The sequence below is a fragment of the Streptomyces sp. NPDC039480 genome, from assembly GCF_055597165.1.
This window is the reverse complement of sequence record NZ_JBVITX010000002.1, coordinates 871970-896676: the sequence shown is the minus strand read 5'-3', so window position 1 is coordinate 896676 and position 24707 is coordinate 871970. Positions and strand designations below refer to the sequence as shown.

22 protein-coding genes are annotated in these 24707 nt (G+C 72.1%); 13 read left to right on the top strand and 9 right to left on the bottom strand.

Features of this window, described 5'->3' with window-relative positions:
• Window positions 1-146 precede the first annotated feature (146 nt).
• From ACZ56E_RS10005 to ACZ56E_RS09995, 3 genes are all read left to right on the top strand, one after another.
• Window positions 147-632: an SH3 domain-containing protein gene (locus ACZ56E_RS10005; RefSeq protein ID WP_471212879.1), complete on the top strand. Its 486-nt coding sequence runs from the start codon at window positions 147-149 to the stop codon at window positions 630-632.
• 62 nt (window positions 633-694) lie between these two features.
• Window positions 695-2068 (top strand): FtsW/RodA/SpoVE family cell cycle protein, encoded by a 1374-nt coding sequence (locus ACZ56E_RS10000; protein WP_471212878.1) that lies wholly within the window; start codon window positions 695-697, stop codon window positions 2066-2068.
• Window positions 2065-3525, top strand: a complete 1461-nt coding sequence (locus ACZ56E_RS09995; RefSeq protein ID WP_471212876.1) for a penicillin-binding transpeptidase domain-containing protein — start codon at window positions 2065-2067, stop codon at window positions 3523-3525. The genes ACZ56E_RS10000 and ACZ56E_RS09995 overlap by 4 nt, the downstream gene beginning before the upstream one ends.
• Window positions 3526-3548: 23 nt before the next feature.
• On the opposite strand, the gene ACZ56E_RS09990 is transcribed toward ACZ56E_RS09995, so the two are convergent.
• Window positions 3549-4652: a ferritin-like domain-containing protein gene (locus tag ACZ56E_RS09990; protein ID WP_471212873.1), complete on the bottom strand. Its 1104-nt coding sequence runs from the start codon at window positions 4650-4652 to the stop codon at window positions 3549-3551.
• A 124-nt stretch (window positions 4653-4776) separates the two neighbouring features.
• Between ACZ56E_RS09990 and ACZ56E_RS09985 the strand changes: the two genes are divergently transcribed.
• From ACZ56E_RS09985 to ACZ56E_RS09970, 4 genes are all read left to right on the top strand, one after another.
• Window positions 4777-5715, top strand: a complete 939-nt coding sequence (locus ACZ56E_RS09985) for an AurF N-oxygenase family protein (protein WP_471212871.1) — start codon at window positions 4777-4779, stop codon at window positions 5713-5715.
• Window positions 5716-5877: 162 nt separating this feature from the next.
• Window positions 5878-6603 (top strand): TetR/AcrR family transcriptional regulator, encoded by a 726-nt coding sequence (locus tag ACZ56E_RS09980; protein ID WP_468608916.1) that lies wholly within the window; start codon window positions 5878-5880, stop codon window positions 6601-6603.
• 35 nt (window positions 6604-6638) lie between these two features.
• Complete coding sequence (locus tag ACZ56E_RS09975; protein ID WP_471212868.1) at window positions 6639-6911, top strand: hypothetical protein; 273 nt, start codon at window positions 6639-6641, stop codon at window positions 6909-6911.
• 644 nt (window positions 6912-7555) lie between these two features.
• The gene (locus ACZ56E_RS09970; RefSeq protein WP_471212866.1) at window positions 7556-8734 is read left to right on the top strand and encodes a C40 family peptidase; all 1179 of its coding nucleotides are present in this window, start codon (window positions 7556-7558) and stop codon (window positions 8732-8734) included.
• On the opposite strand, the gene ACZ56E_RS09965 is transcribed toward ACZ56E_RS09970, so the two are convergent.
• Genes ACZ56E_RS09965 through ACZ56E_RS09945 form a run of 5 tightly spaced genes read right to left on the bottom strand, consistent with a single transcriptional unit; the run spans window position 8704 to window position 14553 of the window.
• Window positions 8704-9942, bottom strand: coding sequence for a styrene monooxygenase/indole monooxygenase family protein (locus tag ACZ56E_RS09965; protein WP_471212864.1), 1239 nt, complete (start codon window positions 9940-9942; stop codon window positions 8704-8706). The two genes, ACZ56E_RS09970 and ACZ56E_RS09965, sit on opposite strands and share 31 nt — an antisense overlap.
• Window positions 9943-9955: 13 nt before the next feature.
• On the bottom strand, window positions 9956-10573 hold the full coding sequence (locus tag ACZ56E_RS09960) for a GTP-binding protein (RefSeq protein WP_468608923.1): 618 nt from the start codon (window positions 10571-10573) through the stop codon (window positions 9956-9958).
• Window positions 10554-10979 carry a DUF742 domain-containing protein gene (locus tag ACZ56E_RS09955; RefSeq protein WP_471212862.1) on the bottom strand — a complete coding sequence of 142 codons (426 nt, stop codon included), beginning with the start codon at window positions 10977-10979 and terminating at the stop codon, window positions 10554-10556. The genes ACZ56E_RS09960 and ACZ56E_RS09955 overlap by 20 nt, the downstream gene beginning before the upstream one ends.
• Window positions 10976-11575, bottom strand: coding sequence for a roadblock/LC7 domain-containing protein (locus ACZ56E_RS09950; RefSeq protein WP_471212860.1), 600 nt, complete (start codon window positions 11573-11575; stop codon window positions 10976-10978). The genes ACZ56E_RS09955 and ACZ56E_RS09950 overlap by 4 nt, the downstream gene beginning before the upstream one ends.
• Before the next feature lie 8 nt (window positions 11576-11583).
• Complete coding sequence (locus ACZ56E_RS09945; RefSeq protein WP_471212858.1) at window positions 11584-14553, bottom strand: sensor histidine kinase; 2970 nt, start codon at window positions 14551-14553, stop codon at window positions 11584-11586.
• Window positions 14554-14912: 359 nt separating this feature from the next.
• Between ACZ56E_RS09945 and ACZ56E_RS09940 the strand changes: the two genes are divergently transcribed.
• A complete protein-coding gene (locus tag ACZ56E_RS09940; protein ID WP_471212856.1) occupies window positions 14913-15758 on the top strand; it encodes a hypothetical protein in 846 nt (281 codons plus the stop codon).
• A 48-nt stretch (window positions 15759-15806) separates the two neighbouring features.
• Here the strand turns inward: ACZ56E_RS09940 and ACZ56E_RS09935 are convergent, their stop codons facing one another.
• Entirely contained in the window at window positions 15807-16322 is a 516-nt protein-coding gene (locus ACZ56E_RS09935; protein WP_471212854.1) for a MarR family winged helix-turn-helix transcriptional regulator, read from the bottom strand.
• A gap of 259 nt (window positions 16323-16581) precedes the next feature.
• Here ACZ56E_RS09935 and ACZ56E_RS09930 point away from each other — a divergent pair, with 259 nt between their 5' ends.
• Complete coding sequence (locus ACZ56E_RS09930; RefSeq protein WP_471212852.1) at window positions 16582-17415, top strand: lysozyme; 834 nt, start codon at window positions 16582-16584, stop codon at window positions 17413-17415.
• 57 nt (window positions 17416-17472) lie between these two features.
• On the opposite strand, the gene lon is transcribed toward ACZ56E_RS09930, so the two are convergent.
• On the bottom strand, window positions 17473-19893 hold the full coding sequence (lon, locus tag ACZ56E_RS09925) for an endopeptidase La (protein WP_471212850.1): 2421 nt from the start codon (window positions 19891-19893) through the stop codon (window positions 17473-17475).
• Between the two features lie 260 nt (window positions 19894-20153).
• Between lon and ACZ56E_RS09920 the strand changes: the two genes are divergently transcribed.
• On the top strand, window positions 20154-21158 hold the full coding sequence (locus tag ACZ56E_RS09920; RefSeq protein WP_471213154.1) for a methyltransferase: 1005 nt from the start codon (window positions 20154-20156) through the stop codon (window positions 21156-21158).
• Between the two features lie 478 nt (window positions 21159-21636).
• Window positions 21637-22263 (top strand): GNAT family N-acetyltransferase, encoded by a 627-nt coding sequence (locus ACZ56E_RS09915; RefSeq protein ID WP_471212848.1) that lies wholly within the window; start codon window positions 21637-21639, stop codon window positions 22261-22263.
• On the opposite strand, the gene ACZ56E_RS09910 is transcribed toward ACZ56E_RS09915, so the two are convergent.
• The gene (locus ACZ56E_RS09910) at window positions 22178-23005 is read right to left on the bottom strand and encodes a rhomboid-like protein (protein ID WP_471212846.1); all 828 of its coding nucleotides are present in this window, start codon (window positions 23003-23005) and stop codon (window positions 22178-22180) included. The genes ACZ56E_RS09915 and ACZ56E_RS09910 overlap by 86 nt on opposite strands.
• Before the next feature lie 206 nt (window positions 23006-23211).
• On the opposite strand from ACZ56E_RS09910, the gene ACZ56E_RS09905 reads away from it, so the two are divergent.
• Together ACZ56E_RS09905 and ACZ56E_RS09900 are read left to right on the top strand one after the other, a co-directional pair.
• On the top strand, window positions 23212-23889 hold the full coding sequence (locus ACZ56E_RS09905; RefSeq protein WP_471212843.1) for a spermidine synthase family protein: 678 nt from the start codon (window positions 23212-23214) through the stop codon (window positions 23887-23889).
• Between the two features lie 65 nt (window positions 23890-23954).
• Window positions 23955-24695: a response regulator transcription factor gene (locus tag ACZ56E_RS09900; protein ID WP_398301110.1), complete on the top strand. Its 741-nt coding sequence runs from the start codon at window positions 23955-23957 to the stop codon at window positions 24693-24695.
• Window positions 24696-24707 lie beyond the last annotated feature (12 nt).

The window sequence follows — 24707 nt, the reverse complement described above, 5'->3', positions numbered from 1 at the left end:
GGGCGGTTGCGCCAGGTGGTTGCGCCACCCGTGGGATTCCCGGGGCCGCAGGTGAGGTTGTGCGCGCACACGGTGACGCTTCTAGTGAGAATCGCGGCCTTTGTGCAATAGCCGGGCCGTCCCACCCCCTCACCTGAGGAGTCCTCATGTCCCTGCGGACCACCGCCATCCGGCTCGGCACCGTCACCGCCGGCTGCGCCCTCGCCGCGCTCACGGTCACCGGCCCCGCCGCGGCCCTGGACGACCACGACAACGTCAGCAAGACCGGCAAGACCCAGAAGGTCGAGAAGACAGAGAAGAAGGACAAGATCCAGAAGGCGGAAAATCTCGGGAAGGTCGGGAAGGTCGGCAAGACGGACAAGACAGACAAGGTCGAGAAGGCCGAGAGTAAGCCGCCCGTCTACAAGGGGCGCGTCACCGCCAGATCCGGGCTCCTGCTCCGCACCTCCCCGACCCGCGGCGGCAAGGTGGTCCGCAGCGTGCCGTACGGCAAGGTCGTCACCATCTTCTGCAAGACCAAGGGCGACCGCGTCGTCAACAACAACGTCTGGTACCTGCTCACCGACGGGACCTGGGCCTGGGGGTCCGCGCACTACATCGCCAACATCGGCAAGGTGCCCCGCTGGTGCTGACGCCCCGGCCGACATAGTCGACATAAGCGGACTTCAGGGCGATTGCTTGCTACGTTCCGGGCATGGCCGGAACGAGCGCGGACCCCGCACCCCCAGCGGGCCCCGCTGTCCGGGTCGTCCACGTCCCCCGGCGCCGCGGCACCGAGCTCGCCCTGCTCGTCGTCGCCGTCCTGCTCTCGGTGTACGGCTACTGCGACGTCGGCCTCGCCCGACACGGCACCGTCCCGCCCGGCGCCGCCGGTTACGGCGCCGGGCTCGGCGTGCTCGCCCTCCTCGCGCACCTCGCCGTCCGCTTCCGCGCCCCGTACGCCGATCCGCTGCTGCTGCCCATCGCGGTGCTCCTCAACGGCCTGGGCCTCGTCCTCATCTACCGGCTCGACCTGGAGACCCCGAACGACGAGGCGGCGCCCGCCCAGCTGATCTGGTCGACGGTCGGCGTGGCCCTCTTCATCGTCGCCGTCCTCTTCCTCCGCGACCACCGCGTGCTCCAGCGCTACGCCTATCTCTCCGTCGTCACCGCGCTGATCCTGATGATCGTGCCGATCTTCTTCCCCGCCGTGAACGGCGCCCGGATCTGGATCAGGATCGGCGGCTTCTCCATCCAGCCCGGCGAGTTCGCGAAGATCCTGCTCGCGGTCTTCTTCGCCAGCTATCTCGCCGCCAACCGCAACGCCCTCGCCTACACCGGCCGCACCATCTGGCGGTTCAAGCGCCTCCAGCTGCCCACCGGGCGGGTCCTCGGCCCCATCGTCGCGATCTGGCTGCTCAGCGTCGGCGTCCTCGTCCTGGAGCGCGACCTCGGCACCTCGCTGCTCTTCTTCGGACTCTTCGTGATCCTGCTGTACGTCGCGACGGGCCGCATCGGCTGGATCGCGGTCGGCCTGCTGCTCGCCTCGTTCGGCGCATTCGCGGTCGGCTCGCTGGAGCCGCACGTCCACAGCCGTGTGGAGGACTGGCTGCACCCCTTCGCCTCCATCGACGCGGGGCGGGGGCCGAACCAACTCGCCCAGTCGCTCTTCGCGTTCGCGGCGGGCGGGATGCTCGGCACCGGACTCGGCCTCGGCCACTCCATCCTCATCGGCTTCGCCGCGAAGTCCGACTTCATCCTGGCCACGGCGGGCGAGGAGCTGGGGCTCGCGGGGCTCTGCGCGATCTTCCTGCTCTACGCGCTGCTCGTGGAGCGCGGTTTCCGGGCCGGGCTCGCGCTGCGCGACGCGTTCGGACGGCTGCTCGCGATCGGGCTCGCCTCGATCGTCGCGCTCCAGGTGTTCGTGATCGCGGGCGGCGTCATGGGGCTCATCCCGCTCACCGGCATGGCGATGCCGTTCCTCGCACAGGGCGGTTCGTCGGTCGTCACCAACTGGATCATCGTGGCGCTGCTGATCCGGGTCAGCGACTCGGCGCGCAGCCAGCCCGTCCCCGCGGAGACCGCGTGACACGGTACATCCGGCACGCCGCCGCGTTCTGCGCGCTGCTGCTCATCGCCCTGCTCGGCAACGCCACTCGCGTCCAGGTGGTCCAGTCCGACTCCCTCGACGCCAACCCCGCCAACCGCCGAAACGCCATCGTCCGCTTCGGCCAGCCGCGCGGCGACATCCTCGTCGACGGGCGGCCCGTCACCGGCTCCAGGGACACCGGCGAGCAGCTCCGCTACGAACGGACGTACCGCAACGGGCCGCTGTACGCACCCGTGACCGGCTTCGCCTCGCAGGTGTACGGCACGTCCTTCCTGGAGAACACCGAGGACGACATCCTCTCCGGCACCGATCCGATGCTCGCCCCGCTCCCCCTGTGGAACGACATCACGCGCACGCAGAACCCGGGCGGCAAGGTCGAGACCACCATCAAGGCGCCGGTGCAGCAGGCGGCGTACGCGGGCCTCGGCGGCAAGCGGGGGGCGGTCGTCGCGGTCGAGCCGTCGACCGGGAAGATCCTCGCGCTGGTCAGCGCCCCTTCGTACGATCCCGAACGGCTCTCCGGGACCCGCGGCTCGGTCGCGGACAGCTGGGCGGAGCTGAACGGCAGCCCGGCCAAGCCGATGCTGAACCGGGCGATCCGCCAGACCTATCCGCCCGGTTCGACGTTCAAGGTGGTGACGGCGGCGGCCGCGCTCGACTCGGGCACCGTGACGGACCTGGACGCGCCGACCAAGTCCCCGAGCCCGTACACCCTGCCCGGCACCAGCACCCGGCTGACCAACGAGGTGGAGGGCTGCGAGAACGCGAGCCTGCGCTACGCCTTCCGGTGGTCCTGCAACACGATGTTCGCGAAGCTCGGCGTCGACACGGGCCTCGGTCCGATGACGGAGACGGCGCGCGGCTTCGGCTTCAACGACGGCGGGCTGAGGATTCCCCCGTCCGTCGCGGCCAGCAACTTCGACATGTCGATGGACAAGGCGCAGCTCGCGCTCTCCGCCATCGGGCAGTACGACACCCGGGCGACGCCGCTGCAGATGGCGATGGTGGCGGCGGCCGTGGCGAACGGCGGCTCGGTCAAGTCCCCCCACCTCGTGGACCGCACGACGACCGACGACGGCGACGTGGTCGACACCACGGGGGCCAGGACGCTGCGGCAGGCGATGAGTCCGGGCACCGCGTCGCAGCTGCGGGAGATGATGACGCAGGTCGTCGAGGAGGGCACCGGCACGAACGCGGCGATCCGCGGGGTGACGGTCGGCGGCAAGACGGGCACGGCACAGCACGGCATCGACAACTCCGGTACGCCGTACGCCTGGTTCGTGTCCTGGGCGCAGGCGGCCGACGACCCGGAGCCGTCGGTGGCAGTCGCGGTGGTGGTCGAGGACGCGTCGGCGGACCGCGGGGACATCAGCGGGGGCGGCAGCGCGGCACCGATCGCGAAGGCGGTGATGGAGGCGGCGATCAGCGCCCGCTGAGCGGGCCGCCACCCCGTGTCCTGCTACTCCCCGCCGGACGCGATCGCGTCCCGCACCTCCGCCACCCGCTCCCGCTCCTCGGCCGCGAAGCGCTCCGCGTCCAGCTTCTCGGCGATCTCCTCGTCCTGCGCCATGAGCTGGTCGAGGTTGGCGTCGCCCATCTCGAAGACGCCCATGTCGACGTACGCCTCCTGGAGGCGCTTGCCCCACAGGCCGATGTCCTTGACGCAGGGCACGATGCGGGAGAACAGCAACTGGCGGAAGAGGGCGAGGAATTCGGACTGCTCGCTGTACTCCTCGGCCTGCACCTTGGGGATCCCGAAGTTCTCCAGGACCTCGACGCCGCGCAGCCTGTCGCGCATCAGATAGCAGCCCTCGATGACGAACTCCTCGCGCTCGCGCAGTTCGGCGTCCGTGAGCTGCTTGTAGTAGTCGCGCAGCGCCATCCTGCCGAAGGCCACGTGCCGGGCCTCGTCCTGCATGACGTAGGCGAGGATCTGCTTGGGCAGGGGCTTGTCCGTGGTGTCGCGGAGCATGCCGAACGCAGCGAGGGCGAGGCCTTCGATGAGCACCTGCATGCCGAGGTAGGGCATGTCCCAGCGGGAGTCGCGCAGGGTGTCGCCGAGGAGCGACTGGAGGTTGTCGTTGATCGGGTAGAGCATGCCGATCTTCTCGTGCAGGAAGCGGCCGTAGATCTCCGCGTGCCGCGCCTCGTCCATGGTCTGCGTCGCGGAGTAGAACTTGGCGTCCAGGTCGGGGACCGACTCGACGATGCGGGCCGCGCACACCATGGCACCCTGCTCGCCGTGGAGGAACTGGCTGAACTGCCAGGAGGCGTAGTGCTTGCGCAGCTCGCCCTTGTCCCGCCCGGTCATCTTCGCCCAGTGGGGCGTGCCGTAGAGCGACATCGACTCGTCGGGGGTGCCGAGGGGGTCGAGCGGGTCGACCTCGAGGTCCCATTCGATGCGCTTGGCGCCGTCCCACTGCTTGTCCTTGCCCTTCTGGTACAGGGCGAGGAGGCGGTCGCGGCCTTCGTCGTACTCCCAGCTGAAACGGGCCGAACCGGCGGACGGAACTTGCCAGTTGAGCCCAGCCGGCGGACTGGTGTAAAGCTCGTGCGTCGCCATGACGGCAGGCTCACACGCTACTGGACAAGGGGTCAACAAGTCGTGCGCAAGGGATTGACGGCCTTGCTGACAAGCAGTCTCATAAGAGATGACCGCCGGTAACCCGCGACAAGGCAGGAACAGCATGACGACCGTGACGGAAGACGTTTCGCTCGACGGCCTGCGGGACGCGCTCGGACTGCTCAAGGACCGCGAGCAGGTGGCCGCCCGGCTCCTGGAGTCGTCCGCCAAGCACTCCTTCGACCCCGACAAGGAACTCGACTGGGACGCCCCGGTCGAGGAGGGCAAGTGGTTCTGGCCGCCGGAGCTCGTCTCCCTCTACGACACCCCGATGTGGCGGCGGATGTCGCAGGAGCAGCAGCTCGACCTCGCCCGCCACGAGGCCGCCTCGCTGGCCTCGCTCGGCATCTGGTTCGAGATCATCCTGATGCAGCTGCTCGTCCGGCACATCTACGACAAGTCGGTGACCAGCGCCCATGTGCGGTACGCGCTCACCGAGATCGCCGACGAGTGCCGCCACTCGATGATGTTCGCCCGGATGATCCAGAAGGGCGGCGCCCCGACCTACCCGGTCACGCGCCTCAACCACAACCTCGCCCGCGTCCTGAAGACGGTCTCCACCACGCCCGGGTCCTTCGCCTGCACGCTGCTCGGCGAGGAGATCCTCGACTGGATGCAGCGCCTCACCTTCCCGGACGAGCGCGTCCAGACGCTGGTGCGCGGCGTGACCCGCATCCACGTCGTCGAGGAGGCGCGCCATGTCCGGTACGCCCGGGAGGAGTTGCGGCGCCAGATGGTGACCGCGCCCCGCTGGGAGCGCGAGCTCACCCGGCTCAGCTGCGGCGAGGCAGCGCGGGTCTTCTCCATCGCCTTCGTGAACCCCGAGGTCTACACGAACGTCGGCCTCGACCGGCGGGAGGCCGTGGCGCAGGTGAAGGCGAGCGGCCACCGCAGGGAGGTCATGCAGAGCGGGGCGAAGCGGTTGACGGACTTCCTGGACGACATCGGTGTTCTGCGGGGGGTCGGGCGACGGCTCTGGCGGTCTTCGGGGCTGCTGGCCTAGGTTCGTCGCTGCGGGTGGGTGGGGGCTGGTCGCGCAGTTCCCCGCGCCCCTGAAAGCGCCCCTGCGGGGCGCCCCTGGGGCCGGTCGCGCTCGCGCGGCGGAAGACGCACATGTCACTGTCCCGCGGCCCTGACGGGGCGCACCCCGAGTTACGCTGCGGGCATGACTTCGCCTGCCGCCACTCCCGCGTACCGCCGCATGAGCGTCGAGGCGCGGCGGCGGCAGCTCCTGGACTCCGCGCTCACCCTCTTCGCGCACCGCGCGCCCGAGGACGTCAACCTCGACGACGTCGCGGAGGCGGCCGGGGTCTCGCGCCCGCTCGTCTACCGCTACTTCCCCGGCGGGAAGCAGCAGCTGTACGAGGCCGCGCTGCGGTCCGCCGCCGCCGACCTCGAACAGTGCTTCGCCGAGCCGCCGGACGGGCCGCTCACCCGCCGGCTCTCCCGGGCCCTCGACCGGTACCTGGCCTTCGTCGACCAGCACGACACGGGGTTCAGCGCGCTCCTTCAGGGCGGCAGCGTCGTGGAGACCTCACGGACGACCGCCATCGTGGACGGCGTGCGCCGGGCCGCCGCCGAGCACATCCTCAGCCACCTGGGCGTGCCGGAGCCGGGTCCGCGGCTGCGGATGACCGTACGGATGTGGATCACGGCGGTGGAGGCGGCGTCGCTGATCTGGCTGGACGAGGAGAAGCAGCCGCCCCTCGACGACCTGCGGGACATGCTCGTGGAGCAGTTCATGGCGGTGCTCGTGGCGACGGCGGGGCGCGATCCGCAGACCGCGGACGTCGTGCGGTGGGCGCTGACCCTGGAGACACCGGAGGGGCCCGTCGGCGACCTCGCACGGGGCGTGCTGCCCGTGGTGGCCGACGCGGCGCATCTGCTCTGAGCCGCCTTTGACCTGCGGGGTGTGACACTGGGGGCGTGAAGAGCGAAGACACTCCGTTCGTGGGCGGTCCCCTGGACGGCCGGGTGCTTCCGGTCCTCGTCGGGCCGACGGGGCACCCCCCTAAGACGTACCGCGTCCCGGTCCCGGACGACGCGGGCGGTCCGCCGACGGTCCTGGTGTACCGCCGTGCCCCCGTGGCGGGGGGCAGCCGGATCTCGCTCGGGGCGAGGTGGCAGTACGAGTTCGACGCGGTCGGCGAGACAGGGGGCGGCTTGAAGTGGCCGTGGTCGAAACCGGGGCCGCGCTGACCGTGCGCCTCTGCGGCTAGTTCGTGGCCGACCGCGCAGTTCCCCGCGCCCCTAACCCCCGACCGTGCGCCTCTGCGGGTACATCGTGGCTGGCCGCGCAGTTCCCCGCGCCCCTAAACCCGAACCTTCGCCCCGCCCCCTGAAACGCCCCCCGCAGGGGATGTCCCAGTGGCGCGGGGAACTGCGCAACCAGCCCACGACCACCCGCAGGCGAGAACGGCGCGACGCAGGGACTTCAGGGGCGCGGGGAACTGCGCAACCAGCCCACGCGCGCCCGCAGGTGCAAACGGCGCGACGCGGAGATTCCAGGGGCGCGGGGAACTGCGCGGCCAGCCACCGCCCGCCCGCAGGTGCGAACGGCGGGACGCGGGGATCTCAGGGGCGCGGGGAACTGCGCGGCCAGCCGCCGTCCGCCCGCAGGTGCGAACGGCGGGACGTGGGGGTTTCAGGGGCGCGGGGAACTGCGCGGCCAGCCCCCACCCACCCGCAGGCGCGAACCGCGGGGCGCAACCCGCCACGCCGACGCCCCCTGCAAGGGTGACCCAGGTTGCGCCGACCGACCCCCGCCGGGAGGCGAACCCCGCGGCCGGGCCGGAAGCTCACCCTGCGCGCAGGAAAGCCCTCCGCGCCCCGGAGGTGATGACGTGTCAGGCACACTGCTGCGGTGGGTCTGCACAGGGGCCGCCCTCGGCACCCTGTGCACGACCGCTCCCCCGGCCCACGCGGCGCCAGAACCCGAAGACCGCTCCGTCGCCGCCCTCCTGACGGACCTTCATCGGATCTACCAATCGGCCGAGGAAGCCTCAGAGACGTACAACGCGACCGAGGAGAAGCTGAAGAAGCAGCGCGCCAGGGCCAAGGCCCTGGAAGACAAGCTGGCCAAGGCCCGCGCCGCCGTGCGCGCCGGCCGCAGCGACGCCGGCCTCTTCGCCCGCCGCCAGTACCAGGGCACCACCGACCTCTCCCCCTACCTGCGGCTGCTGCTCGCCCGCGACCCGCAGCGCGCCCTCGACCAGGGGCACGTCATCGGGCGGGTGGCCGCGGGCCGGGCCGCCACGGTGGAGCGGCTGGCCGAGGGTGAGAAAAAGGCGGACGACCTGGCGAGGGCGGCGAAGAAGGCCCTGGCATCCCAGGCCGCCCTCGCCGCGCGGCAGAAGAAGCAGCGGGACGAGGTCGACGGGCAGCTGCGGGAGGTCGAGGAGCTGCTCTCCTCGCTGAGCGTGGACCAGCTGGCCGCGCTGCGGCAGGCGGAGGAGGCGGGCACGGCCGAGGCGCAGGAGAGGTTCCTGGCGTCCGGCGCGCTCGGGACGCCAGGCGCACCCGGGGCACCCGGCGGAAGCCCCGCCACCCGGCCCCCCTCGCGGCAGGGCGACAAGGCCCTGGACTACGCGGTCCGGCAGATCGGGCGGCCCTACAAGTGGGGCGCCGAGGGCCCGAAGGCGTTCGACTGCTCGGGGCTCACCTCGCGGGCCTGGGCGCACGCGGGCCGGAAGATCCCGCGGACCAGCCAGGAGCAGTGGGCCGAGCTGCGCCGCATCCCGTTGTCGAAGCTGCGCCCCGGCGACCTCGTCGTCTACTTCCGCAAGGCCACGCACGTGGCGATGTACCTGGGCGACGGCAAGGTCGTCCAGGCGCCACGCCCCGGCGCCCGGGTCAAGGTCTCACCGATCGCGGCGAACCCCGTGCTCGGGGCCGTGCGGCCCGACCCCAAGGGCCGGACCATGCACGGGTACACGCCGCCGAAGCTGCCCGAGGGCGCCACCGCCGGCAGCGACCTCGGGTACGGCGCGGGTCAGGCGCCGGGCGCCACCGACTCCAGGTAGGCGGCCGCCTTCTCCGGGTCGAAGAAGAAGTTCTCGAAGTCGGCCGGGTCGTTGAAGCCGTTGGCGAACCGGTCGGCGACCGGCTGCAGCTGACCGGCCGCGCCGAGGATGTTCAGGACGTGCTCCGGCGGGGCGCCCAGCATGGCGTTGGTCCACTTGGTGACGTACTGCGCCGTCTCCCAGTAGCGGTCGAACGCCGACTGCATCCACTCCTCGTCGAACGGCTTGTCGCCGTGCTCGACGATGGAGGAAATGTACGAGGCGGCGCACTTGGACGCCGAGTTGGAGCCCTGGCCGGTGATCGGGTCGTTGGCGACGACGACGTCGGCGACGCCGAGGACCGCGCCTCCGCCGGGGAGCCGGCCGATGGGCTTGCGCACGGTGGGGGCGTACCGCCCGGCCAGCGTGCCGCCCGCGTCGGTCAGCTCGACCTTCGTGGCGCGCGCGTACTCCCAGGGCAGGAACTTCTCCAGGAGTTCGAGGGTGAGCGCCAAGTGCTCGCTCGGGTCCTTGATGCCCTGGAAGACGTCGAGCGGGCCGCCGGGGACGCCCTCCCAGAAGAGGATGTCCGCGCGGCCCGACGTGGTGAGCGTCGGCATGACGAAGAGCTCGCCGACACCGGGCACGAGGTTGCAGCGCACCGCGTCGAACTCGGGGTGCTCCGGGCGCGGGCCGAGCCCGTGGACGTACGCCACCGAGAGCGCGCGCTGCGGCTCGGCGAACGGGGAGCGGGCCGCGTCGCGCTCGAACATCGAGACGAGCTCGCCCTTGCCGGCGGAGACGAGCACCAGGTCGTAGGTGCGCGAGAAGTAGTCGAGGTCGCCGACCGCGGCGCCGTGGATGACCAGCTGGCCGCCGCGCTGGGCGAACGTCTCCATCCAGCCCGCCATCTTCACACGCTGGTCGACCGACTGGGCGTACCCGTCGAGCTTGCCGACCCAGTCGATGGCACGGGAGCCGTCGGGGCCGGCCACCGAGACGCCGACGCCCTCGATCTTCGGGGCCTGCGACTCCCAGAAGTTCGCCTGGATGTCGCGCTCGTGCTGGAGGGCGGTGTGGAACATGCACTGCGTGGACATGACCCGGCCCGACCGGATCTCGTCCGCGGTGCGGTTGGACATCAGGGTGACCTCGTACCCCTGCGCCTGGAGCCCGAGAGCGATCTGGAGCCCGGACTGCCCGGCTCCGACGACAAGTATCTTCCGCATGAGGGTCCTTCTCTTACTCAGGGGTTACGTCGAGCGCGTGGCCGACCAGGGCGAGCAGCGACTCGATGACCGAGATGCGCTGCCGTGCGTCCATGATCAGCACCGGTATGTGCGGTGGCACCGTCAGCGCCTCCCGCACGTCCGCGGGCTCGAACTTCTCGCTGCCGTCGAAGTGGTTGACGGCCACGATGTACGGCAGGCCGCAGCTCTCGAAGTAGTCGAGCGCCGGGAAGCAGTCGGACAGGCGGCGGGTGTCGGCCAGCACGACGGCGCCGATCGCGCCGCGCACCAGGTCGTCCCACATGAACCAGAAGCGCTGCTGGCCGGGCGTGCCGAAGAGGTAGAGCACCAGGTCGTCATCGAGCGTGATGCGGCCGAAGTCCATGGCGACCGTGGTGGTCGTCTTCTCCGGGGTCGCGCTCAGGTCGTCGGTGTCGGCGCTCGCCTGCGTCATCAGCGCCTCCGTCTGGAGGGGCGTGATCTCGGAGACGGCGGTCACCAACGTCGTCTTGCCGACGCCGAAACCGCCCGCCACCACTATCTTCGTGGCGATCGGGGCACGTGACCTGTCCGTCTGCCAGGCCTGCAACTGACCCTCGTTGTCGAGGAGTTCAGAGACGGCGGAGTCCACTCAGCACCCTTTCCAGCAGTGCGCGGTCGGGCTGTCCCGGGCCGTGGCCCGTTCCGTACACGCGGATCTTTCCCTGGTCGGCGAGGTCGCTGAGCAGTACGCGGACCACGCCGAGCGGCATCTTCAGGAGCGCCGCGATCTCCGCGACCGTACGCATGCGGCGGCAGATCTCGACGATCGCCCGCATCTCCGGCATGACCTTGGACAGCGTGCCCTTGGGCAGTTCGAGGCGCTCGTCGGGCGCTTCGAGCGCGGGGTTGCTGGCCACGAACGTCTCGACGAGCAGGACGTGGCCGAACCTGGTCCGCCCGCCGGTCAGCGAGTAGGGACGCACCCGGGCGGGTTTTCGGTCGCCGCCGCGCTGCGGCAGCTTCGGCGACTTGCTCCTGCTGCTTCTGCTGCTCATCGGGCGCTCTCCATCGACTGGCGCAGTTCGCTGCGGAGTTCGGGGGTGAGGACGTGCCCGGCGCGGCCGACGAAGAGCGCCATGTGGTACGCGACGACGCTCATGTCGCAGTCCGGTGTGGCGTGCACACCGAGCAGCGAGCCGTCGCTGATCGACATCACGAAGAGGCTGCCCTCCTCCATCGCCACGACGGTCTGCTTGACCGCTCCGCCGTCCATCAGCTTCGCGGCGCCGATGGTGAGGGAGCCGAGCCCGGAGACGATGGTGGCGAGGTCCGCGCTCGACCCCTTGGGCCCCGAGGTCTTCGCCGCGGGACGCTCGGCGTTGCGCCCGGGGTCGGAGGAGAGCAGCAGCAGCCCGTCGGAGGAGACGACCGCGACGGAGAGGAGCCCCGGCACCTCCTCCACCAGGTTGGTCAGGAGCCAGTGCAGATTGCGGGCTTCACTGCTCAGCCCTGCGGATCCGGTCGGTGCGGCAGGTCCGGTCTGTGCGGCGGATCCGGCGGCTGTGGCGGATCCGGCGGGTGTGGCGGATCCGGCGGGTGTGGCGGATGTGGCCGGTTTTGCGGATGTGGCGGACGAACTGGGCGTGCGCATGGGCGCAGTCAACTGCTTGCCTCCTCGACTGAGTCCCCCATTACGTCTGCGGCTCGTTCATTCTGGTCCGACGGCTTCGTCGTCTCTTCCCCCGCGTCTTCCCCGGCGATCTCGGCCTCCACGTCCCGTCGGCCGCTGATCGCGCCCTGGTGGAAGCCGCCGAGGCGGCGGCGGAGTGCTTCGGCGTCCACGGAGCCGGTGCGCGGCTTGGGCGCGGCGGCCGCGGGCGCGGTGATCTTCGGGGTGCGCTTGGGCAGTCCCTTGTCGGTGACGCGCTCCCACTTGGGGGGCGCGGGGGCCGCCGCGGACTCCGGTTCCGGCTGCGGGTCCGAGTCCGGGTCCGGCTCCAGGAGCTGGGGCGGCAGGAGCTCCATCGTGGTCTCCGCCGACGGCGAAGGCCCGGAGTCGGAGTCGGAGTCAGACTCATCAGAGGAAGGCTCCGGCTCCGGCTTCGGCTTCGCCTCGGAGGAAGGCGCGGGGAGCGCCGTCTCCAGGGTCCGCTCGGCCGCCGCGATCAGCGGATCCTCACCGGGTGCGCTGGTCAGTCGCCCGGGAAGGACATTGGAGTTGGCCTCGGCCTCGGAGCCGGGCAGATGCGTCAGGGGCTCGCCGGTGCGCGGCGGCGCGACCACCGCGGCGGGCGCGGCCGGTGCGGGCGCCTCCGCGAGGATGCCCTCGGGCAGCACCACGACCGCCGCGACACCGCCCTGCTTCTGCTCCCGCAGCCGCACCCGCGCCCCGTGCCGGGCCGCGAGCCGCGCGACGACGTAGAGGCCGAGCCCGAGCCCGTCCCCGCTCTCCTGGTCGTGCACGGCGTCGGGGTCGAAGTCCGCGAGGCGGGCGTTGAGCTCCCGCATCCGGTCCTGCGGAACGCCGATGCCCTCGTCCTGGACGGAGAGCATGACCTCGCCGTTCTCCAGGAGCCAGCCGGAGACCTCGACGGAGGCGTCCGGCGGCGAGAACGAGGTGGCGTTCTCCAGGAGCTCGGCGGTGAGGTGGCTGATGTCGTCGGCGGCGAACCCCGCCACGTGCGCGTGCGGCGGCAGCGTGGCGATGCGGACGCGTTCGTACCGCTCGATCTCGGAGACCGCCGCGCGCACGACGTCGACGAGCGGGACAGCGCCGGGGTGCTGGTGGCCGTGCTCGGCACCGGCGAGGACCAGGAGGTTCTCGCTGTGCCTGCGCATGACCGTGGCGAGGTGGTCGAGCTTGAAGAGGGTGGCGAGCCGGTCGGGGTCCTGCTCGCGGTCCTCCAGGTTCTCGATGACGGCGAGCTGGCGCTCGACCAGGCCGAGGGTGCGCAGGGCGAGGTTGACGAAGGTGCCGTGGATGGACTGGCGGACCTGCTCCAGGTGCGCGGAGGCCTCGGCGAGCTCCTCGCGCAGCGCCGCGCGCTCGTCGGCCATGGACTGCCGCTGCCCGATGAGGTGCTTGCGGTCCGATTCCAGGGTGGCGAGGCGCTCGGTGAGGGCGGCCGCGTGGCCGTGCAGCGCGTTGACGGAGCGGACGACCTGGGCGAACTCGTCGTCGCGACCGGTGAAGCGGATCGGTTCCTGCGGCGCGGGCTCGGTGGCGAGGCGGGCCGAGCCGAGGCGCAGGACGGCGAGCGGGCGGGTCAGCGAGCGGGCCGTGCCCATGGCGAAGCCGACCGCGACGAGCAGGCAGACGCCGACGAGCGCGATGCGGATCTCCAGAGCCGTGACGTCGTCGTCGCGCAGCTGGGCGAGGTGCTTGGTGCGCTCGACGCCGAGCGCGGACTCGGCGCCGCGCATCGTCTCGATGCGGGCGGAGAGCGCGGCGTCGACCTTCTTGCGGTCGGAGCGCCGCTCGTCGGCGGAGAGCGTCGGCTGGTCGGTGAGGCGCTCGAGGTACTTCTCCGCGGCGCTGACCTCGGCGCCGGTGACGGTCGAGTCGTACGTGGCGCGGGCCGGGTCGCCCGCCGCGTCGCGGAAGTCGGCGAGCGCGGCCAGCTCGCGGACGCGGGCCTGCTGGGCGGCGCCGCTGAGCTCGTCGCGGCGCTTCGCGTCGGCCGGGGCCTCGTCGGCGCCGGTGGTGGGCAGGCCGGTGACCGGGTCGACGGCGGAGGTGCCGGTGGGGCGCGGCAGGGAGAGGGCGGCGAGGAGCAGGCCGCGGGCGGCGGCGGCCTGTTCGACGGCGTGGTCGAGGTCGGCGAGGGCGAGGGCGCCCTTGTTCGCCTCGGGGGGCAGTTGTTCGGCGAGGTCGCGGGTGAGGCCGTGGAGTTCGGCGATGACCTTGGTGTACGCCTCGTGGGCTTCGAGAGCGGTGCTCTTGCCGGTGAGCGCCGCTCTGCGCACGGCCGCGATGTCGGCGAGGTCATCGCGGAGCTCGGCGGGTGCGTCGGCGCCGCGGAGCTCGTCGACCTGTCGGTCCACGCGGGCGCTGCGGCTCTCGGAGAGGCCCTTGCCCTGCGGGCGCCCGGCGGCGATGAAGGACGTGACCTCGTCCCGCTCGTCGGCGAGCGAGTGGCCGAGGGAGACCGCCTGCTGGGTCTGCTCGGCGAGCGTCACCAGGCTCTGGGTGTCGTTCAGCCGGTCGGACGCGGCGATGACGGCGGGCGCGCCCGCTCCCGCGATGGCGGCGGCCACGACGGCGACGGCGACAATCAGCCGATTGCGCACGCGGGCGGTGGGCGCCTTGTTGACCGCGAGCGCCGGGGGCATCGGAGCGGAGACATCGGGACCGGCGCCCTTACCGGCAGGAGTGGCGCCCTTGCCACCAGAGGCCGCGGGCTTGCCGCCGGCGGCTGCGGCCCCACCCGAGGCATCGGCCGTCTTCACGCCCGCCCCGGCGTCCGGGGAGGAAGCCGCTCCAGGAGGGGGAACCGCGCCCACGGAGACGTCCGCGGCCGTTCCCTCCGGCGCATGCTCGGTCGGAGTGGTCGCGCCCGGCGTGGCCCCTTCAGGGGCCGTCTGCTTGCCTTTGCGCCGAGGCCGCATCTTCTGCACCGGTGCTCGCATTCTCGTTTTCGTCTGCCCTTGGGCCCGGGTGACGACCTGTCAACACGAGCGCTCCCCCCGGTACGGCTCCTGACCCTTCCAGTGCCGGTGAGTGGCGGTCGCGCATCGCCTGGCCGGCCACCCGAAGGAGTGAACATCGGCGGGGAGTTGGCGGGCAAGTCCCGGCGGGGCCGTTGCGGGGCCCGTCCGGTGTGCCGGTTGGACGTCTCCCACCGGCTTTGGCAGGATGCGCCGCCACACCCGTGCCGGAGTTGATCATTCCGGTCGAATTCCGGCGCACGGCCCGCCCGTACGAGCCGGTCCGGTGCCCCTTTGCGGCTTCTGGAGGGCCTTGTGAAGGGCTCGTGCAGACTGGCCGGATGCGTATCGAACTCGCCACCGAGCCCGGCGACCCCGCACGCCCCAACGAGGACTACGCGGCGGTCGCGCTTCCCGCGTCCGGACAGGGTGGATCGCTCGTCCTCCTGGACGGCGTGACGCCGCCCGAGGGCTCGGTGGGCTGTCCGCATTCCGTCCCCTGGTTCACTTCCCGACTCGGCGGCGCGCTGGGCGAACTGTCCGTTTCACGCCCGGATATGACGCTCTCTGAGATCCTCGCGGCCGGCATCACGCGTACCGCCGAGTCACATGGTTCAACCTGTGACCTTTCTCACCCGCGTACTCCTCAGGCAACCGTCGTGCTCGTACGGTGGAACGCCGAACGCGTCGAGCACCTGGTCCTGTCCGACTCGGCGCTCCTCCTGGCGGGCCCGGGCGGCGAGGTGACCGCCGTGCTCGACCGCCGGCTGGCCGAACTGCCACCCGCGGTCCGGGCCCTGCGCGACGAGGTGCGCGCCCTGCCCCGGGGCTCGGCCGAGCGGGACGCGGCGGCCCGCGCCTACGGAGTCGCGGTCGAGGCGCTGCGCAACGCGGAGGACGGCTTCTTCACCGCCGCCGCCGACCCCTCGGCCGCCCTGCGCGCCGTGACGGGCGAGCTGCCGCGGGCGGAGGTCACGGCGGTCGCGGCGCTCACCGACGGGGCCGGGCGGTGGGTCGAGACGTTCCGCGAGGGGGGCTGGGCCGAGTGCTTCGCGTTGCTGCGCAAGGAGGGTCCGCAGCAGCTGATCGACCGGGTGCGGGAGTTGGAGCGCGCGGATCCGGACCGCCTCGCCTTCCCGCGCGGGAAGCGGCACGACGACGCGGCGGTCGTCTACGCGGAGCTGTGACCCGGGCCGTGCGGGCCCGAGGTCAGGAGCCGGGCGTCGGTGGACGGCTCACGAGTCCGCGCCCGCGTTCAGACGGCCGAGCAGCCGGGCCAGTTCGGCGACCTCCGCCCGGTCCCAGCTCGCGAGGCGGCGCACGTAACTGGCGCGGCGGGCGGCGCGCACCGTGCGGAAGCGGGTGCGGCCGTCGGGCGTGAGCCGGATGAGCCAGGCGCGCCCGTCGGCCGGGTCCGGCTCGCGGGAGACCAGGCCGAGCTCCTCAAGTGCCCGCAGCTGGCGGCTCATCGTGGCCTTGCCGACGCCGATGAAGGCCGCGAGCTCGGTGGCCCGCTGCGGGCCTGAGTCGTCCAGGCGGACGAGCAGTCCGTACGCGGCGGGTTCCAGGTCGGGGTGGACCTGGCGCGCCATCTCGCCCGACGAGGCCCGCGCGCGACGCAGCAGGACCGACAACTCCCGTTCGAGGGAGAGGAACTCGCGGTCCTCCCCCTGGGCCTCGCGCGCCGTCCCCTCCCCCTGTTCGTCAGCACCCCGCGCGCCGCGCTCCACACCCTCTTCTGCAGCACCCATGTCCGCTTTCCCGATTCTGAAAGTTATCGCCGGAAGGCCCTCGCGCCGCGGCCGTGGCGGCAGCGGCCTGACCAGTATTTCGCAAGGTGGAGAGGGTCCCGCCCGGCAGCCACCGCCACAGGAGTGGACCAACGGCAGCTCCCCGCCCCTCTTCCCTGGCAGTGGTCTACGTGCGTAGCTTTTCAAGTGACATGTTCACACCATTCGGCATGTCGCAAGGTCCCCCCAGCGCACCACCGAGGCCTTCGGAGGCATCCCCATGCCCGTGCACAGACCCGGACCGGCCCGCCGCTCGCGCTTGTCGCCGGCGGGAGTTCTCCTCGCAGTGCTCTCCGCCCTCTCCCTCCTCCTGACGCTCCCCACGGCGGCCCGGGCGGACGAGGTGCCGCCGCGCGGCTCCGCCCGCCTCGGCCAGGGCGTCATCGAGCACGACGGCCAGGGCGGCCTGCCCAGCGGCGGCGGCGCCACGCAGACCGAGGGCGTCGACGTCAGCAGCCACCAGGGCAACGTCGCCTGGTCCACGCTGTGGAACAGCGGTGTGAAGTGGGCCTACGTCAAGGCCACCGAGGGGACGTACTACAAGAACCCCTACTTCGCCCAGCAGTACAACGGTTCGTACAACGTGGGCATGATCCGCGGCGCGTACCACTTCGCGACGCCCGACACCGCGAGCGGCGCCGCCCAGGCCAACTACTTCGTGGACAACGGCGGCGGCTGGTCGCGCGACGGCAAGACGCTGCCGGGCGCCCTCGACATCGAGTGGAACCCGTACGGGGCGGCCTGCTTCGGCAAGACCCAGTCGGGCATGGTCAGCTGGATCCGGGACTTCCTGAACACCTACAAGGCGCGCACCGGGCGCGACGCCGTCATCTACACCGCCACCAGCTGGTGGAAGCAGTGCACCGGCAACTACAGCGGCTTCGGCGCCAGCAACCCGCTGTGGATCGCCCGCTACAACACCAGCCCGGGTGAGCTCCCGGCCGGCTGGGGCTTCCACACCATGTGGCAGTACACCTCGTCGGGGCCGACGGTCGGCGACCACAACAAGTTCAACGGCGCCCTCGACCGGGTGCAGGCGCTCGCCAACGGCTGAGCACACGTGAAGGTGGCCGGCCCGATACCGGGCCGGCCATCGTTCACCCCTGGCTCCCTATGCGGCGGCCGGGACCCTCACCTCTGCTTCGGTGAGGGCCAGTTCGAGCACCTGGCGCACGTCCGTCACCGCGTGCACGTCCAGCTTCTCCAGGACCTCGGCCGGCACGTCGTCGAGGTCCGCCTCGTTCCGCTTCGGGATGATCACGGTGGTGATCCCGGCGCGGTGCGCGGCGAGCAGCTTCTGCTTGACGCCGCCGATCGGCAGGACCCGGCCGGTCAGCGAGACCTCGCCGGTCATCGCCACGTCCGTGCGGACGAGCCGCCCGCTGAGCAGCGAGGCGAGGGCGGTGGTCAGCGTCACGCCCGCGCTCGGCCCGTCCTTGGGGACCGCGCCGGCCGGGAAGTGGACGTGCACGCCGCGCTCCTTCAGGTCGCCGACGGGCAGTTCCAGTTCGGCGCCGTGCGAGCGCAGGAAGCTCAGCGCGATCTGCGCGGACTCCTTCATCACGTCGCCCAGCTGACCGGTGAGCGTGAGCCCCGATGCCCCCGTCTCCGGGTCCGCGAGCGACGCCTCCACGAACAGCACGTCGCCACCGGCTCCGGTGACCGCGAGCCCGGTCGCCACGCCCGGCACCGCCGTGCGCCGCTCGGCCGGGTCCTGGGCGGACTCGGGCACGTGGCGCGGCCGCCCGATGAGACCGCGCAGGTCCTCGTCGGTGACGGTGAACGGCAGTTCCCTGTCGCCCAGTTCGTGCTGGGCCGCGACCTTGCGGAGCAGCCGTGCGACGGAGCGCTCCAGGTTGCGGACGCCCGCCTCGCGCGTGTACTCACCGGCGAGCTTGCGCAGCGCGCTCTCGTCGAGGGTGACCTCGTCCTCCGCCAGGCCGGCCCGCTCCAGCTGGCGCGGGAGCAGGTGGTCGCGGGCGATGACGACCTTCTCGTCCTCGGTGTAGCCGTCGAGGCGGACGAGCTCCATGCGGTCGAGCAGCGCCTCGGGGATGGCTTCGAGGACGTTCGCCGTGGCGAGGAAGACGACGTCGCTGAGGTCGAGTTCCACTTCCAGGTAGTGGTCGCGGAAGGTGTGGTTCTGCGCCGGGTCGAGGACTTCGAGGAGGGCGGCGGCCGGGTCGCCCCGGAAGTCCGAGCCCACCTTGTCGATCTCGTCGAGGAGCACCACCGGGTTCATGGACCCGGCCTCCTTGATGGCCCGCACGATGCGTCCGGGCAGCGCCCCGACGTACGTACGCCGGTGGCCGCGGATCTCCGCCTCGTCCCGTACGCCGCCGAGAGCGACCCGCACGAACTTGCGGCCCATGGCGTGCGCGACGGACTCGCCGAGCGAGGTCTTGCCGACGCCGGGCGGGCCGACGAGGGCGAGCACGGCGCCGCCGCGGCGCCCGCCGACGACGCCGAGGCCGCGGTCGGCGCGGCGCTTGCGCACCGCGAGGTACTCGGTGATGCGCTCCTTGACGTCCTGGAGCCCGGCGTGCTCGGCGTCCAGGATCTCCTGGGCGCCCTTGATGTCGTACTCGTCCTCGGTGCGTTCGTTCCAGGGCAGTTCGAGGACGGTGTCCAGCCAGGTCCTGATCCAGGAGCCCTCGGGCGACTGGTCGCTGGCGCGCTCCAGCTTGTCGACCTCCTTGAGGGCGGCCTCGCGGACCTTCTCGGGCAGGTCGGCGGCCTCGACGCGGGCGCGGTAGTCGTCGGACTCCTCGGCCGCGTCCTTGCTGTCGCCGTTGAGCTCGCGCAGCTCCTTGCGGACCGCGTCGAGCTGGCGGCGCAGCAGGAACTCGCGCTGCTGCTTGTCCACACCTTCCTGTACGTCCTTGGCGATGGACTCGGCGACGTCCTGCTCGGCGAGGTGCTCGCGCAGCTGCTCGGTGGCGAGCCTGAGGCGGGCGACCGCGTCCTCGGTCTCCAGGAGCCGGACCTTCTGCTGGGTGGTCAGGAACGGGGAGTATCCGGAGTTGTCGGCGAGCGCGGAGACGTCGTCGATCTGCGTGACGCGGTCGACGACCTGCCAGGCGCCGCGCTTCTTCAGCCAGCTGGTGGCGAGCGCCTTGTACTCCTTGACGAGCTCGGTGACGGCGCCGGGCAGGGGGTCGGGCACGGTGTCGTCGACCTTCGTGCCCTCGACCCAGAGGGCGGCGCCGGGGCCGGTCGTGCCAGCGCCGATGCGGACGCGGCTCCGGCCGCGGATGAGGGCGCCCGGGTCGCCGTCGGAGAGCCGCCCGACCTGCTCGACGGTGCCGAGGACACCGGTCGCGGCGTACGTCCCGTCGACGCGCGGAACAAGCAGCACCTTCGGCTTGCTGTCGCCACTGGAGCGGGCAGCGGCCTGGGCCGCCTCCACCGCGGCGCGCACATCGGCGTCGGACAGGTCGAACGGAACCACCATGCCGGGCAGGACCACCTCGTCGTCGAGCGGCAGCACGGGCAGAGTGAGCGGTGTGTACGAGGTGGACTCAGTAGCCATGATCTCCCCTTCGGCATTCAAGTTGAGCTGTATCGACTCAATGGTTATGAGCGCCGAGTTGTTCCCCGGGCCATGTTCGCTCTGAGCGATCAGGGAAAAGGCGGCTCGGAAGATGGCTCGTTTCCGGTCATCCGTCTCGCGCGTGCCGTTCCCTCCCGGCCGTCCCCTTGGGAGCGTGGACGCTCCGACTTCCACGGAGGGGATCCAAGGTGGACGCACCCGAGAACAAGGTGGACACACCCGAGAACGGTGACGGCGGCATGCGGGACGTGACCTGGCAGCTCGCGGAACACGCTCTGGGGCATCTCTTCTCGGCGGCGCTGCGCACGGCGGCGCTCTGCCGGGTGGCCGACCATCTGGCGGGGGGTCCGCGCACCGCCGAGCAGCTGGCCGAGCCGACCGGCACCCATGCCGGGCACCTCCGCCGCGTCCTGCGCTATCTCGCCACGCGCGGCGTCTTCCGCGAGGACGGGGCGGGCGCGTTCCACCTGACCCCGCTCGCGAGCGCGCTCCGCACCGACGTGCCCGACTCCCTGCACCCGGCGGTCGTGATGCTGACCGACCAGGCGTTCTGGCGGACCTCCGCGGGGCTGGAGGAGACGGTCCGCCAGGCCGGCCCGTCCTTCGAACGGGTCTTCGGCAAGCCGTTCTTCGCGCATCTGGCGGAGGACGCCGAGCTGCGGGAGCTCTTCGACAGCGGCATGGCGTCGCTCTCGGGGCCGGTCGACGCGGTGATCGCCGGGACGTACCCCTTCCCGGAGAAGGGCACCGTGGTGGACGTCGGCGGCGGCCGCGGCGGGCTGCTGCGCGCGGTCCTGCGCGGGCGGCCCGGTCTGACGGGTGTCCTCTACGACCAGGCTCCCGCGGTCAGCACGCACCTCCTGGGCGGCGACGAGAAGCTGCGCGGCAGATGGCGTGCCGAGTCCGGGGACTTCTTCGCCGGGGTCCCCGAGGGCGGCGACATCTACGTCCTCAAGCACGTCCTGCACGACTGGCCGGACGCGGACTGCGAGCGGATCCTGCGCAACTGCCGCGCGGCGATGGCGCCGGACGCGCGCCTCCTGATCGTCGACTGCGTCCTACCGTCCGGCAACGAACCGCACATCGCCAAGACCCTGGACGTGGCGATGGCGGCGATCGTGGACGGCCAGGAACGCACGGAGGACGAGTTCGCCGCGCTGCTCGTCGGGGCGGGGCTGCGCCTGACCCGAATCCTGCCGACCGACGCGTTCCCGTCGATCGTGGAGGCGGTGCCGGCGGCCTGAGCCCCGACGACGGAGCGAAGACGCCGCCCAGGGGCGCGGGAAACCGCACGCTCAGCCACATCGGGGCGACAGCCGTCGCCGTGACAGGTAGCGACTGACGGGGGGCGGCGCGGGGCACCGGCCGGGGCGGGGCGCCGCGGGGGCGCCGCTCAGGAGCTCGGGCGCGACGGCGTTGCTCATGCGCGAGGGCGCCGCGCGGGCGTCGCTCGGGTGCACGTGCACGGGCGTCGCTTAGGCGCTCTGGCGCGACGGCTCCGCTCTGGCATGCGGGCGTCACTCAGGCGCGAGGCGTCGCCAGGCGCGAAGGCGCGCGGGCTCCGTTCCGGCACGCGGGCGTCGCCCAGGCCCGAGGGCGCGCGGGTGTCGCCCAAACGCGCGGGCGTCACCCACGAAGTGGCGTGCGGACTCCGTCGGAGCACCCGCACGCGATCACCCCCCTGCCCCCGACCATGAAGATCAACAAGTGCAGAATGACCGCATGTCGACGACCCATGTTCCCGAGGCGGCCCGGCCCGCCCCGCAGCCCGCGACCATCGACGACGCCGTGACGATCGGCCGTACCCTGGCCCGCGCCTTCGGCGACGACCCGATGATGCGGTGGTTCTTCCCGGACGCGGCCACCCGCGAGGCGGGCCTCGGCCGGTACTTCGCCACGCTCCTCACTCGGCAGTACGGCCGCCACGGCGTCTGCGAGCAGACCGCCGCGGCGGCCTCCTTCTGGGTGCCGCCGGGCGCGCAGGACAAGGCCGTGCCCGACGCGGAGACCGTGGAGGAGCTCGCGGAGATACTCGGCGACCGGGCCCCGCTGTTCCGCGAGGCCACCGCGGCCGCCGCCGGACACGGCCCCCAGGAGCCGCACTGGTACCTGGCGGTGCTCGGCGCCGACCCCGCCGCCCAGGGCCAGGGCCACGGAGCCGCCCTCCTGCGCTCGGGTCTCGCCCGGGCCGACGAGGCCGGCCTGCCCGTCTACCTGGAGTCCTCCAAGCCGGAGAACCTCCCTTTCTACGAGCACTTCGGCTTCACGGTGCTCGGCGAGGTGCAGCTGCCGGGCGGCGGTCCGACCCTGTGGGCGATGCGCCGCGCGCCGCGCCTGGGCGACGCCTGAGCAACGGCCAGGTGGCGACGCCGACCAGCAGCGCGAGCAGGTGCCCCCAGTTCGTCATCGGGTCGGCGAACGCGATCAGGTCGTCGACCAGCATCCCGCCGAAGCCGACGAGGACGGGCCAGCGCAGCCATGGCGTGAGCAGCCCCGCCAGCGCGCCGACGCTGGCGGCCACGCCGAAGCTGATGCCGTAGTCCAGCCGGTGCAGCGAGCTGTCCGGCAGATGCCCCGCGAGGACCGAGAGGCCGACCGGGACCTCCGTCGCGAGCGTGGCGACGACGTGGCCGAGGAGGAAGACACCGGCGGTGCGCAGACCGCCGATGCGGCGCTCCAGCGCGGTGAGCACCAGCAGGAAGCCGATCGCGTACGGGGACGTGATGCCGCCCGCGATCCACAGGGCGCTCGCGACCAGGACGAGGACGGGGCTGTGCGCGAGGTGCGCCACGTCGGTGCTCGACCCGTGGAGGAGCGTTTCCACGAGGTCCGGGTCGGCGTGCTGCGCGAGCAGCGAGGTGGCCGCGAGCACGAGGGCGTACCCGAAGGTGAAGGGTGTGCCGGTGGGTGTGGGCAGGAGCAGCCAGGGGCGGAGGCGCCGGGTGGCCGCGCCGGGGGCACGTTCCTGCGCCGGCTGCTCGGGGCCTTCCCCCGGTGGGGGCCGACGCGTCGACTGCCGCGGTATGCCGCTCAGGGTGCCCGGCGTCGCCGCGTCGGACGCGGCCCCGACGGGCCGCACGCTCTGGTTCACGGGTGAGGCGCTCCTTCCGTCCCACCCCACCCTTTGCCCTCTTTTCGAGCGTGTCTATGACGGGCGCCACGTGAGGTGCGTCTCACACGGCAACCACACGGCAACCCGCGGGGCGGCTCCTGCGTCGCGCGGCTCGTCGGCCCGGAAGCCCGGAGGCCCGGATAACCGCCTGCGGACGGACGTCGCGGAAAAATACTCTGTGGGCCATGCACACCCACACCATCGCCCCCGTCGTGCTCGACCGGCGCGAGGGCCCTCACGGCGAGGTCGTCCTGCGGCGCCACGGTGAGCTGCTGCAGATCATCGCCAACGGCTGTTTCCTGATGGACACCAGCGACGGCCGCTCCGAGCGCCTGCTCGTCGACGCGGCCCGCGACGCCCTCGACGACCGCCCGTCCCCCGCCCTCCTCATCGGCGGCCTCGGCGTCGGCTTCTCCCTCGCGCACGCCGTCGCGGACCCCCGCTGGGGACGTATCGACGTCGTCGAACGCGAGGAGGCGATCATCGGCTGGCACCGCGAGGGACCCCTCGCCGAACTGTCCGGAGCCGCGCTCGCCGACCCACGTGCGCAAATTCTTCACACGGACCTCGTCGCGCACCTCTTCGGCACGACGGACACGTACGACGCGCTCTGTCTCGACATCGACAACGGCCCCGGCTGGACGGTGACGGAGGGCAACAACTCCCTTTACTCGCCTGCCGGTCTGGCCGCCTGCAAAGCCCGTCTCACCCCGGGCGGAGTGCTCGCCGTGTGGTCCGCGCAGCCCTCGTCCGCTTTCGACGACGCTCTACGGAATGCCGGATTCCAGAGGGTACGAACCGAAGAGATCCCCGTTGCCCGAGGCGTCCCCGACGTGGTCCACCTCGGCGTCCGGGCTGCGTAGCCGAGGTGCCTTCGCGCCCCGTACTCTGCTTGCCGAACACAAGCGATCAGTGTCAGGGGCGGGCGATGGAGCAGACACACACCTCCCAGAACGGCGCCACGGCGGCGACGCCGGGCGCCCAGCGCCGGGTGCTGGTGGTCGAGGACGACCCGACGATCGTCGACGCCATCGCAGCCCGGCTCCGTGCCGAGGGTTTTGTTGTGCAAACGGCCGGCGACGGCCCTTCGGCGGTCGACACCGCCCAGGCCTGGCAGCCCGACCTGCTCATCCTCGACATCATGCTGCCGGGCTTCGACGGCCTGGAGGTGTGCCGCCGGGTGCAGGCCCAGCGCCCCGTCCCGGTCCTCATGCTCACCGCGCGTGACGACGAGACGGACATGCTGGTCGGGCTGGGGGTCGGCGCCGACGACTACATGACCAAACCGTTCTCCATGCGGGAGCTCGCGGCCCGCGTGCACGTCCTGCTGCGCCGGGTCGAGCGGGCCGCGCTGGCCGCGACCACCCCCCGCAGCGGCATCCTGCGCCTCGGCGAGCTGGAGATCGACCACGCCCAGCGGCGTGTGCGGGTGCGCAGCGAGGACGTCCATCTGACGCCCACGGAGTTCGACCTGCTGGTCTGTCTGGCCAACACCCCGCGCGCCGTCCTCTCCCGCGAGCAGCTGCTCGCGGAGGTGTGGGACTGGGCCGACGCATCCGGCACCCGCACCGTCGACAGCCACATCAAGGCGCTGCGCCGGAAGATCGGGGCGGAGCGGATCCGCACGGTGCACGGCGTGGGCTACGCCCTCGAGACCCCGGCGCCGTGAGGCCGGTCCTGC